This is a genomic window from Enterococcus italicus DSM 15952, assembly GCF_000185365.1.
Classification (GTDB): Bacteria; Bacillota; Bacilli; order Lactobacillales; family Enterococcaceae; genus Enterococcus_G; species Enterococcus_G italicus.
The window spans coordinates 1730156-1742878 of the sequence record NZ_GL622241.1 but is presented as its reverse complement, the minus strand read 5'-3'; the positions used below and the strand labels follow the sequence as shown (position 1 = coordinate 1742878).

The window sequence follows — 12723 nt, the reverse complement described above, 5'->3', positions numbered from 1 at the left end:
ATCCACAATAGTGGATGTGCTGTTTTTTTTCTAGCGGAACAATTTTTAACCGATAAAGTTGTCGTTTACCACGGCTAATTTTATTAATTGTAGCTCATGATCTGCTATCTCTTGTTCATGTGTTAAGTGATTTGTCGTTTCTTGCATCGTATTTAGACGAGTGTTTAGTTCATCCATTTTACCAAGTAATTGTTGCAATGTAAGAAGAATCTTTTCATCTGTATTCATCTTTCATCCTCATTTCTATTAACTATTTTGCATGTAAATCTTCTTTTGAAAGGATATTCACTTCAATTTTTTCTTCAAGATTTTTTGCTTTATAAAAGACGCGATACAAGACAGTTACGATAATTGGGATGATACCGCAGAAAATATAAATGCCTTGGTAATTTAATACAGAGTGAAGCGCACCAAGTGAGTAAGGGCCAACACCAAGTCCCAAATCAAGACCGATAAAATAAGTCGATAGGGCGACACCAATTCGGCTTTGATCCACTGTTTTTAAACATACAGCTTGACCATTTGACATAAATGTTCCATAACCAAGACCAACTAATGCACCAGCGACTAATAACATGACACTATTAAAGGTAACACTTAATAAAAATAAACCAAGTGCTAAGAAGATAAAGCTAGGATACATGACAGAATCCGCACCTTTTGAATCAAAGAGACGACCAGTTATTGGGCGAGTAAACGTAACTGATAACGCATAGACAACGAAGAAGAATGCTCCGGCTGATTCTAATCCTAATTGACCAGCATAAATTGAAAGGAAAGCTAAGACACTAGAGTATGCAAGACCGATTAAGAAACCAATCGAGGAAATGAAAGCGACTTTCTTCTCGATAAAGCTATCCAACGACCATTTTTCCAATGAAGCTCGATGTTCTGGAGTTAACTCGATATTTTTTACTGGGAATAAGAAACAAGCAATACCTGTTAAGAATGCTAGGACTGTTGCAAAAATAATAATAAATTGGAACCCAAAAGAAGGTAATAAAAGCATACCGATAAATGGTCCAGCAGCGGCTGCTAAACTGGTACTTAAGCCATAATAGTTAATGCCTTCTCCGTTCTTAGAAGCTGGGATATAGGCAGTTACGATTGCATTAGCTGCAGTAGAAACCATCCCATATGCAAATCCATTCAAAAAGCGAACTGTATCGAGAATGACGATATTTGCAGAAAATAAATAGGCTGCAGTAGTCACAACGTAAAGGACAGCTCCTAATCGAAGGATAATGCGACGACCTCTAAGCTCTAATATTTTTCCTATATATAGCCGAGCAATCAGTGTCCCAATGATATAAATCCCGGCTGCAAAACCAGCTTGAGCGGTTGATGCACCTAGTTCTTGTGATGCGTATTTTGCTGTGATAACAACAAAGCAATAGTAGATCAGGAAAACGATAAAATTAATTAATGTAATTGTAATAAATCCTTTATTGAATAGCTTGTCTTCCGAATGTTCCTTCATGTTTCTGCCTCTTTCTTTTTTCTTTTTCCAAACTGTTGCCATTAATAGGATTAATGTGAAACTCGTTAGTGAGAATAATATACTGAAAATTTCAGAAATAAAAATGCTGTTATGTAATTGCAAAAAGATAACCTCTTTTAAAAAAAACAAAAAACATCAACAAATGTTATTGCTTTTTCACTAAGAATGCCGTTTAATGACCATAGTGAAAGCGAATGAGAGTAGGGACTTTATGGATAAACAAGTATTACGAGATTATTTAGAAACGGGCGGTTTTCCAGTAATTACTAAGAAAAGAAAAAGTTATTTGACTTATGAAGGAATAGAAGATCGCTATGTCTACATTTTGAAAAAAGGCATTATCAAGACTAGCGTCATTTCAAAAGAAGGCCGTGAATTTAATTTGCGTTATATGAATAATTTTGAAATTGTCTCTTTATTCAAGGATGAAAGTTCTCAAATGGTCGATGCTCCCTTTAATGTAAGAGTAGAATCTGAAGAAGCTCAACTCTACAAAATTGAACGTGATCAATTTTGGATAGATGTCAATCGGCAGATGCCTTTGCAGCATTATGTTAAGGAATATTACCGGATTAGCTTGATGTATACGATGAAAAAAATGCAACAAATGTTAATGAATGGAAAATTCGGTGCTGTTTGTACGCAAATTAATGAACTGTATGAGACATTTGGCAGACCAGTAGAAGAAGGAATCTTAATTGACTTTGAAGTAACCAATGAAGAAATTGCGCGATTCTGTGGGATTACTTCTGCTAGTAGTGTCAATCGTATGATTCAGCGTTTGCGTGAAGAACAAGCAATTAAGATGCAAGATCGAAAAATGATTGTGACCAATATTGACTTGATTCGTCAAAATATTATTTCTTAACTCATGATAGGAAACTGGTGGAGGGGAAAATGAGAAAAATTATTCATTCCAATGCAATATTTGATGTGCATACGGAAACAGTATTTAACGGGTATATTGTCATTATGAACGATGTGATTGAAGCTGTGGTTAACCAAAAGAATTGGACTGATGATTTTTCCGGTGAATTTTTTGAGTTCGGCGACAACATGATTGTCCCAGGTTTTATCGATGCTCATATTCATTTTTACCTTTCTGCGTTGCTACACAGTGGCAAGATCAAAAGCATCACTGGTCAAAGCGAGGTCGAGGTAGCCAATCAAGTGGACACCATTGCGACAGTGAATGGTTGGAAAATTGGTATTGGTTGGTTTAGTAGCGATTTTGGGCAAAATATTTATCCAACGCATCATTCAATTGATAAAGTGTGTAATGATACACCTGTGATGCTGATTTCTGGCGATGCGCATAGTGTCTGGTTTAATCAGAGCGCACTTGATTCATTAGCTATTACTACCCAAGCTCTACCAACAGACCTAAGTGGTGAAGCGCTACAGGATCAAGATGGTCTGACGGGTTGCTTTACTGAGGCGATTGCCATTCACTATTTAGCGAAAGTTTTGCAGCCATTTAAGAAATCTGCTGCAAAAGATTATCTTACGTATATGAAGCGATTGAATCAAATAGGTATTACATCAATTGCAGACGTAGCACTGTCCGGTGAGAGCTGGGATGAATTTATTTATCCGGAGATTTATGAAGCCATTAAAGGCGAAGCGACGGTTCGGGTTAGTTTTTATCCAGCGATGCGTCAAGAAACCACGCATTTGACTCAATTAGCACATCAATTTCAGGATGACTGGGTTCAATTTGGCGGTGTTAAGCAATTTTTTGATGGTGTTACCAGTACGCATACTGCTTACTTAAAGCAAGAATATGCGACACCGTATTTTAAAAATGATGTTGGTGGGCCACTTTTGCCTATCGAAAAAATGCGAGCGTTAATCTTGCAAGCCAATCAAATGGGTTGGCCTATTCGGATTCATACAATTGGAGATCAAGCAATCCACAGTGCCTTATGTTTTTATCAAGAAAGCGCGCAGATGTATCCTTTAAAATCCGGTGTTTACAATACATTGGAACATCTTGAAGTAATGGATCCAAATGATCTACCACTTACGGATCAAGAACACTTAGTTATTTCGGTACAACCAAGTCATTTGCTAGTTGGATATGAAACGCTTGATGAAGAAGTGGGGCCAGATCGTGCAAGTAAGATGTTTCCATTTCATTCACTGCTACGTGCGAACGGTCGTCTAGCTTTTGGCACGGATTCACCCGTCGTTGTTGATGTCACACCGATGGACACAATCTACTATGCTAGTTCACGACGCGGGAAGAATGGTCTTCCTGAACAACCGTTGATGCCACATGAAAAATTAACAGTTGGACAAGCTATCGTAGCACATACGCTAGGAGCTGCGAAGGCGATAAGCCGGGAAGATCTAGGAGAAATTTCATCAGGGAAAAAAGCAGATTTATGCGTGTTATCGAAAAATTTATTGGCTCTTCAAGAAGATGAATGGTCAGATTGTTCGGTTTTACGAACGATGATTAGTGGAAATTGGGTATGGATGTAAGAAAAACTTTACAAAATTTACATATTTGGTATGAAAAACTAAAAAAAGGTACTTGAAAGAGTGCTTCTTTAATGAGAAAATGAAATCTTACAGGAATTCATTCGTAATTGACGAGGATTTATTCGATGTAAGCTGGGTAATATTGCCTAGATAATACTTGAAAGTGGTGATGTTTTCGTATATCTAGTTCGTATATCTAGACAATAAAGTTGCTCAGCTTTTTTGCGTTGTTTTTCTTAACAATTAGACTTTTTTGCGAATAATCATTAATTTTTTTTGCTTGTTTTTAGTTAGAAGTATCCATTAACGGATTATAAAATTTTTTTTGTTTATTGTTCGTATTTTAAACGCGTTTTATCACGATTAATTTGGAGGGTGTCACATGATTGAAGTTATCGACTTAAATAAGATGTTCGATAATGGGTTCGAAGCATTAAAGTCAGTAAGTTTTACAATAGAAAAAGGGGATTTGGTCTGTTTATTAGGCCCAAGTGGATGTGGAAAATCAACAATTTTGAATTTGATTGCTGGATTACTTACACCAACTAATGGCGAGATAAAATTTAGTGGATCTTCTGTCGTAAAAACAGAACCAAAAGATCGAAATATTGGCTTTGTTTTCCAAAACTATGCCCTTTACCCACACATGACTGTACTAGAAAATATTATGTTCCCTTTAACAGTAGGGAAAAAGAAGTTGTCCAAAGCTGAAGCAAAAGAAATTGCTGAAGAATATATGAAACTAACCAATATTGAAGAATTAAGTAATAAAAAACCAGGTACATTATCCGGTGGCCAACAACAACGGGTGGCAATTACTAGAGCATTGGTACAGAAACCAGATGTCTTGTTACTAGATGAGCCATTAAGTAACTTAGATGCGCGTCTCCGTTTAAAAATTCGGGAAGAAATTCGCCGCTTGGTCAAGGAAGTGGGCATTACCACGATTTTCGTGACTCATGACCAAGAGGAAGCTCTATCAATCAGTGATAAGATTATCTTGTTGAATGAAGGTGTCATTCAACAAAACGATGATCCACAAAACTTATATTTAGATCCTGCTAATTTGTTCGTCGCTCAATTTATTGGGAATCCGATTATTAATGTCTTACCAGTTTCTGTTGAAAATGGGCGAATGAAACATGATCTTTTTGAATTGTCGACTAATCATTTTTCAGATGAACGTTTGAAAGAACCTATTGTTGATGGACAATATTTTATTGGTATTCGTCCTGAAGATGTGCTGCTAACCACAGTTGATAATGGAATCTTTCAGCGTGAAATCGTATCAGTTGAGTTAATTGGGCGAGAAAGAATTCTCAATTTCGACGGCCAAGATATTCGAATGAAGTCTATCGTAAGCATCGAAACCGATGTCAATGAAGGCGATGTTGTTACATTTGATTTTGCATATAACAAGTTATTTATTTTTAAAGAAAATGGAGAACGAATACACTAATGAAGAAGAAAAATTATAATCCGGAAAACCAACCCAAGGCATGGTTCTTCCTGTTGCCTTCTTTGTTGGTTATTGTGTTGTTTAGTATTTACCCATTATTTCGCTCTTTATTTATGAGTTTTCAAAAAGGAACGCTGATTAATCAAGAGTACGCGGGCTTACAAAATTACCAAATGGTTCTAAAAGATCCAGTATTCTTTAAAGCAATTAGAAATACAGCCATTTACGCGTTTTCGGTCGTACCGATTGCACTAATTTTGTCACTAGGTATTGCTTGGGTCATTTTTGAAAAAGTAAAATTTAAAAGCTTTTTTGAGACAATATTCTTTATGCCATATGTGACTAGCACGATTGCCATTGGGATTGTTTTTCGCTATTTTTTTAACGGGGATTACGGAATTATTAATTACATCTTAGGTATTTTTGGTATTCCAGCTGTAAATTGGTTGGATAGTATCCAAATGAGTATGCCGACGTTAATTATTTTCGGGGTATGGACGAGTTTGGCTTTTAATATCATTATCTTATTATCTGGCTTACGAAATATTGACGAAGAGCACTACAAAATTGCTAGAATGTTCGGCGCAACTGATGGAGAGATTTTCCGAAGAATTACCTTTCCGCAATTAGTCCCAACGATTACCTTTCTTTTGACTGTTAACTTAATCGGATCATTTAAGGTATATACGCAAGTTTATGCTTTGTTCGGAGGAAAAGCTGGCATTGCCAATAGTGCAACAACGGCCGTCTATTACATTTATGATAAATTCCATGTTGCCAATCGACCAGGTATAGCAATGGCAGCCACTGTGATTTTATTTCTTTTGATTTTAGTTGTTACTTTCTTACAAAATAAACTAATGAAGAGAGTGGGGCGCTAAGATGAAAAAAATAATTACAATTGTTAGTTATCTATTTATTTTCTTATTGGGGATTACGACATTGTTTCCATTCGTTTATATGTTATTAGCTGGTCTGATGTCATATAGCGAGGTGACAAGTATTCCGCCAACCTTGATACCCAAACATTTCCAATGGGCAAACTATGCGGAAGTATTTGAAAAGGCACCGTTCCTTCGTTACTTTATTAATACTGTAATCGTATCACTAGCGACCACTGTTGCAACGGTACTGACATCGATTTTTGCAGCATTTGCATTGAGTAGTCTTAAGTTTCGATTTAAGGGTCTAGTAGTCGGTGTGATGGTTTCTTTATTAATGGTACCTTATGAATCCATTATCTTTACGAACTATAATACAATTGCCCAATTAGGCCTGTTAGATACGTATACGGCATTGATTATTCCATTTTTAACAAGTATTTTTTATATATACTACTTGATGGGGTATCTAAAAGGAATTCCTGACACGTATTATAAGGCAGCTAAGATAGATGGGGCTTCGGACTTAGAGTTCATTTGGAGAATACTAGCACCCATGTCTAAACCAGCTCTTGTTACAGTGGCAATCTTGACATTTATTTCTAGTTGGAACTCTTTCTTGTGGCCATTATTGGTAACGAATAGTAGTGACTTACGTCTGTTAAATAATGGACTATCTGCGTTTGCAACAGAAAGTGGAAGTGATGTGCAACTACAAATGGCGGCGGCAACAATTACCGTCGTTCCAATATTAATCATCTATCTTATCTTCAGAAAAGAAATCATACGAGGAGTCGCAAAAAATGGAATTAAAGGATAAAACAAAAATTACCTTCCATAGTGGTATTTTGACCATTGGTGGTACGGTCATTGAGATTGCCTATAAAGATGCGCATATTTTCTTTGATTTTGGTACTGAATTTCGACCAGAGTTGGCATTGCCAGATGAACAGCTACAGACACTGGTGGACAATGGCTTAGTCCCACAGTTAAAAAATATCTATGACCCGAGATTAGCCTATAGCTATCAAGGTGAAGAAAATCAGACATTTCGCCATACAGCGGTCTTTTTATCGCATGTACACTTGGATCATTCCAAGATGATCAACTATTTAGATCCGGCGATTCCGTTGTACACCTTAAAGGAATCCAAAGATATTCTTACTTTCCTGAATCGAGAGGGTGAATTTCTTTTACCTTCTCCATTCGAGGAAACTAATTACACCCGGCCAATGATTGGATTGGAAAAAGGTGCGATGATTCAAGTTGGAGAAATTCAAGTTGAAGTCGTGCCCGTTGATCATGATGCATATGGTGCGAGTGCGTTATTAATCCACACTCCAGATTCATTTATTACTTATACGGGTGATTTACGACTTCATGGTCATAACTCGGAAGACACGAAGCGTTTTTGTGAAAAGGCGAAACACACAGATATCTTGATGATGGAGGGGGTAAGCATTAGCTTCCCTGAAAGACCGACTGATCCAAAACAAATCAAAATCATGAGTGAAGAAGATCTCGTTCAGCAGATGGTGCGACTAGTTGATGCCAATCAAAATCGACAAATCACTTTTAATGGGTATCCGGCAAATGTGTTGCGCTTTGAAAAAATTGTCGATGCTAGTCCAAGAACAGTCGTGCTTGAAGCAAAAATGGCGGCATTAATCTTAGAGGTGTTGGGGAAGCAAGTCGCGTACTATTACTTGCCACATGATAAAGAGATTACCCATTTAGATAAGAAACTTGAAATTTCCTACGAAGTATTGCGAAATGACCAAAGGCAGTATTTATGGCAAGTAGTCGATCATTTTGAGGAATTACTTCCAAATGGATTATATATTCATAGTGATGCGCAGCCATTGGGAGAGTTTGATCCAAATTATCGAATTTTCCTTGATTTACTGTCAAGTCATCAAATCGAATTTGTTCGGTTAGCTTGTTCAGGACATGCATTTCCAGATGATTTAAAACAAATCATTGCATGGATTGAACCCAAATGTTTGGTTCCTATCCATACGCTTCATCCAGAAAAACTGGAGAATCCGTTTGGTGAAAGAATATTGCCACACCGTGGTGAGTCACTATACTTATAATTTTTAAGGAGAGAGAAAAATGAAAATCAAAAGTTTGGCAACAATCGCACTTACAGCAATTGCAACAGTTTCGTTAGCAGCATGTGGGAGCAAAACTGAATCAAGTGATTCAGCAGAGAAATCTGGGGACAAAATTGTTACTAAATTAGATGGCACGACCACCATTACCTTTTGGCATGCAATGGCAGGTGGCCAAGGGGAAGCGTTAGAAAAAATCACGAAGGAATTTATGGAAAAAAATCCATCTATTAAAGTTACGCTACAAAACCAATCTTCATACAGTGATTTACAAGCGAAAATCAATTCTACTCTTCAATCGCCAAAAGACTTACCAACGATTACCCAAGCGTATCCGGGTTGGTTATACAGTGCAGCATCGGATGATATGCTAGTCGATCTTGATTCTTATATTTCCAATGATACAATTGGTTGGGGCGACCAAGAAAAAATCACGTCATCTTTACTTGAAGGTGCCCAAATTGAAGGCAAACAATATGGTATCCCATTTAACAAATCAACGGAAATGCTCTTTTATAATGCGGATATGCTAAAAGAATATGGTGTGGAAGTACCTACGACAATGGAAGAATTAAAAGAAGCTGCTAAGACCATTTATGAAAAATCAAATGGCGAAGTTGTCGGAGCTGGTTTTGATTCACTTAATAACTATTATGCAATCGGTATGAAAAATGAAGGCGTTGATTTCAATAAAGATTTGAAACTAACAAGTAAAGCATCAAAAGAAGTAATCTCATACTATGGCGAAGGCATTGATAAAGGCTACTTCCGTGTTGCTGGCTCGGATAAATACCTTTCTGGTCCTTTTGCAAACAAAAAAATTGCTATGTATATTGGTTCTAGTGCAGGCGAAGCTTATACAGCCAAAGATACAAAAGGTAAATTTGAATACGGTGTTGCTGCAAGACCAAGTGAATACAACTTACAACAAGGAACAGATATTTATATGTTTGCCAACGCGTCTGCAGAACAACGTACAGCTGCCTTTGAATTTATGAAATATTTAGCGTCACCAGATGTTCAATCTGAATGGGCGTTAGCTACAGGTTACATGCCAGTTGTCGATTCTGTCATGAACAGCGATTCTTATAAGAATGCTTCTGATATGAAAGTGCCAGCTGCAATTGCCGATGCAACGAAAAAACTATTTTCAATTCCGGTTGAAGAAAACGCGGATTCTGCTTATAGTGAAATGAGAGTCATCATGGAAAATATTTATGCAAATCCATTTAAAGATGAAGACAAAATTATTAAAGATTCTGTTTCAGAATTAGAACAAGTGTGGAATCAATAATCTTTTTAAAAGCGAAAGATGGTTCAAGAGCATAGCTTTTGGCCATCTTTTTTTATTAAATCTAGAGGTGAAAAAATGAACGTAACAATTCTTGCAACAAGTGATATGCACGGCTATATCATGCCAACCAATTTTTCTGAGAAAGAAATGAATCTACCATTTGGAACAGCCAAAGTCGCAACCGTGCTCGATCAATTAAAGCGACAAGCAAAAGGGCCGGTTATTCAAATTGAAAACGGCGACTTTATTCAAGGATCACCGCTCAGCTATTTTATTCGAAAGAATGAATCCATTGGCGTTCAAGCATTAACAGCAGTTCCTAATCAGCTAGGCTATGATGTTGGTGTTGTGGGCAATCATGAATTTAACTACGGACAAGAATACTTAAAAGAAGCTATTACTAGCTATAATTATCCCGTTTTAGCAGCGAATGTGGTCGATGACGACGGCCAGCATGTACTTGGTGATCCGTATGTCATCATTGAAAAAGAAGGAGTCAAGATTGCAATACTGGGTGTCGTCACTCAATACATTCCTAAATGGGAACAGCCAGCTACAATTAAAGGCTTACACTTCTTAAGTCTAGTAGAAACAGCTCAAAAATATGTGCCAATCTTAAGAGAGCAAGCAGATGTCGTTATTGTGAGCTATCACGGTGGTTTTGAACGTGACCTAGAGACCGGGAAGCCGACTGAGCTACTTACGGGGGAAAATGAAGGCTATGAATTGTTGCAACATGTTCCAGGGATTGATGCGTTGGTTACTGGTCATCAGCATCGCGAACTGGCGGGTAAACTAAATGGCGTACCTTATATCCAACCGGGGTACCGCGGCGCATTCGTAGGTAAAATTGAACTAACGGTAGAAGAAGCAGCTGATGGCTACAAAGTGACCGATAGCCAAGCAGTAATCGTAGCGACTGGCGAAGAAGAACCCGCAAAAGAAATCGTGAGTTTGATTGCTGATGTCAGTAATCAAACCGAGCAATGGCTAGATCAAACATTGGGAACGGTAAATGGCGACATGACCATTCAGGATCCGAACCAAGCGCGATTAATTGAGCATCCATATGTGGAATTTATTAATCGTGTTCAGATGGAGGCAAGCGGTGCACCGATCTCGGCGACAGCTTTGTTTAACAATGAAGGGAAAGGGTTCCGTTCGACAATTACGATGCGTGATGTGATTACAAACTATATTTATCCTAATACATTAGCCGTCCTTAAATTATCTGGCAAAGAATTGAAAGCCGCATTAGAGAAAACGGCAGATTTCTTTGTTTTACAAGATGGAAACATTGTTTTTAATCCAATCTATATCGAACCAAAACCGCAGTACTATAATTATGATATGTATGAAGGCATTGACTACACAATTGACTATACGAAACCAAGTGGTCAACGAATCGTACGATTGCAATACCAAGGGAAAGATTTGGCTGATAACCAAGAGGTCGAAGTCGTTACCAATCAATACCGAGCAGTCGGTGGAGGAAACTACGACATGTTTGGACCGGAAAAAATTGTTCGTGAGGTCCAAATCGATATGACCGAATTAATTGCTGAATACCTACGCAAAAATCCAGTAATAGAAGCTAAAGCGAATCAAAATTTTCAAGTTTTACCGAAATAATAAAGGTTGAGACAGAATCATTCAGCCACAAAAAAGCCATAAATCCGGAAGGTGTTTTTCAAACTTTTGGATTTATGGCATTTTTGTAGCGCTAGTTTTGTTTGAATCTAGTAGCAAAAAAGTTTAGTCATACCCTTGTTGCTCGGAGCTATTCGCTTTTATCACAACCTCTTGTTTAGATAGTTCGTTAGAGGTTTTTGATAGGGGTCCATTTGTGGTTTAGCTTGGGCAATTGCTTGCGCCAATAAATAACCTATATAAGGTCCGGTGGTTAGACCAGATGACCCTAGCCCACTAGCTACGATAAGCGTGGGTTCTTCATCAAGTGCGCCAAAAAATGGGGCAAAATCTGCTGTATAGGCGCGTGTGCCGACTTGATAGGTTACTGGATAGTCTTCAAGTGTTAGCCTATCATCGATGAATGGTGTGATACCAGTCGCTAAAGATTGATACGCTTCGCTAGTTGGTGTCAAATCCCAGCCAGCCTCATTCTCGTGAGTCGCACCGACGAGTAGCTTGCCGTGCCCAAATGGAATGAAGTCAGCCTCGCCATCAAGCATGGCAACTGGCCATTGAGCTGAGTCTTTAAAGGGTGTTTGAAAACAAAGTAGTTGTCCTTTTTGGGGTCGAATATCAACATCGTAACCCAGCGGTGATAACAATTTTTTTAGGTGAGGACCTGGGCTTAATAGGACGGTAGCATATGTGGCCGTGTGACGATCCGTTTTGACTTGCCAGAAATCTGATGCTTTTTCAAGTGTGGCATATGAATCGACAAACGTGACCTGATTGGCCGTAGCTTTTTGTTTGACGTGTTGCAAGTAGGTGGCACCGTCTAAGCGACCGCCTCCCGTCAGATAAAGAGCAGGCATTTCTTTTAGAACTGGCAACAAACGCTTTGTCTGTTGACCAGTTAAAAGTTGAATCTCTCCCATATCAGGAGCGTCTTTTATCCGCTCATGCGCCAAGTCTTCTAGTGCGGAAAGTGAATCTTCAGGTCGCACAAGAAGGACACCTGATTTTGAAAAGATGGTATCAGGCAAAGCCAAATCCACGACTAATTTTTGATAAAAATGGGCACCATCTTTGGCTAATTGGTACCATTTTTTATTTCTTCGTTTGGATAGCCAAGGTGAGATAATCCCTGCGCTTGCTCGTGTCGCCTGCCCTTGTGGAAAATCATAAACCGTTATGTGATCATTTGTTAATTGACTTAGGTAAAAAGCAGCCGTAGCACCAATGATGCCGCCGCCAATGATTGCAATTTTTTTCATCGTTTTGCGCTCCTTTAACGTATGCATCATGCCATATTTTTATTTTGATGTCAAAAGTTGCAAGAAATGATATCATTTAGT

Annotated in this window: 11 protein-coding genes; 8 read left to right on the top strand and 3 right to left on the bottom strand. The window is 38.1% G+C overall.

The window, feature by feature from the left end; translation table 11 throughout:
* Positions 1 to 45: 45 nt before the first annotated feature.
* The gene (locus HMPREF9088_RS08140; protein WP_007208723.1) at positions 46 to 228 is read right to left on the bottom strand and encodes a hypothetical protein; all 183 of its coding nucleotides are present in this window, start codon (positions 226 to 228) and stop codon (positions 46 to 48) included.
* 22 nt (positions 229 to 250) lie between these two features.
* Positions 251 to 1480, bottom strand: coding sequence for an MFS transporter (locus HMPREF9088_RS08135; protein ID WP_040366851.1), 1230 nt, complete (start codon positions 1478 to 1480; stop codon positions 251 to 253).
* Positions 1481 to 1712: 232 nt separating this feature from the next.
* Here HMPREF9088_RS08135 and HMPREF9088_RS08130 point away from each other — a divergent pair, with 232 nt between their 5' ends.
* From HMPREF9088_RS08130 to HMPREF9088_RS08095, 8 genes are all read left to right on the top strand, one after another.
* Complete coding sequence (locus HMPREF9088_RS08130) at positions 1713 to 2369, top strand: Crp/Fnr family transcriptional regulator (RefSeq protein ID WP_040366849.1); 657 nt, start codon at positions 1713 to 1715, stop codon at positions 2367 to 2369.
* A 29-nt stretch (positions 2370 to 2398) separates the two neighbouring features.
* Positions 2399 to 3988, top strand: coding sequence for an amidohydrolase (locus tag HMPREF9088_RS08125; RefSeq protein WP_040366847.1), 1590 nt, complete (start codon positions 2399 to 2401; stop codon positions 3986 to 3988).
* A 382-nt stretch (positions 3989 to 4370) separates the two neighbouring features.
* A complete protein-coding gene (locus HMPREF9088_RS08120; protein WP_007208719.1) occupies positions 4371 to 5447 on the top strand; it encodes an ABC transporter ATP-binding protein in 1077 nt (358 codons plus the stop codon).
* Positions 5447 to 6328 (top strand): carbohydrate ABC transporter permease, encoded by an 882-nt coding sequence (locus HMPREF9088_RS08115; RefSeq protein WP_007208718.1) that lies wholly within the window; start codon positions 5447 to 5449, stop codon positions 6326 to 6328. Before HMPREF9088_RS08120 ends, HMPREF9088_RS08115 begins: the two co-directional genes overlap by 1 nt.
* A gap of 1 nt (position 6329) precedes the next feature.
* A complete protein-coding gene (locus HMPREF9088_RS08110; RefSeq protein ID WP_007208717.1) occupies positions 6330 to 7148 on the top strand; it encodes a carbohydrate ABC transporter permease in 819 nt (272 codons plus the stop codon).
* Positions 7132 to 8424 carry an MBL fold metallo-hydrolase gene (locus tag HMPREF9088_RS08105; protein WP_007208716.1) on the top strand — a complete coding sequence of 431 codons (1293 nt, stop codon included), beginning with the start codon at positions 7132 to 7134 and terminating at the stop codon, positions 8422 to 8424. Before HMPREF9088_RS08110 ends, HMPREF9088_RS08105 begins: the two co-directional genes overlap by 17 nt.
* Positions 8425 to 8443: 19 nt before the next feature.
* Positions 8444 to 9736 (top strand): ABC transporter substrate-binding protein, encoded by a 1293-nt coding sequence (locus tag HMPREF9088_RS08100; RefSeq protein ID WP_007208715.1) that lies wholly within the window; start codon positions 8444 to 8446, stop codon positions 9734 to 9736.
* 75 nt (positions 9737 to 9811) lie between these two features.
* Positions 9812 to 11368 carry a bifunctional metallophosphatase/5'-nucleotidase gene (locus HMPREF9088_RS08095; RefSeq protein WP_040366845.1) on the top strand — a complete coding sequence of 519 codons (1557 nt, stop codon included), beginning with the start codon at positions 9812 to 9814 and terminating at the stop codon, positions 11366 to 11368.
* 161 nt (positions 11369 to 11529) lie between these two features.
* Here HMPREF9088_RS08095 and HMPREF9088_RS08090 read toward each other — a convergent pair whose 3' ends face one another.
* Entirely contained in the window at positions 11530 to 12642 is a 1113-nt protein-coding gene (locus tag HMPREF9088_RS08090; RefSeq protein ID WP_040366844.1) for an NAD(P)/FAD-dependent oxidoreductase, read from the bottom strand.
* Positions 12643 to 12723 lie beyond the last annotated feature (81 nt).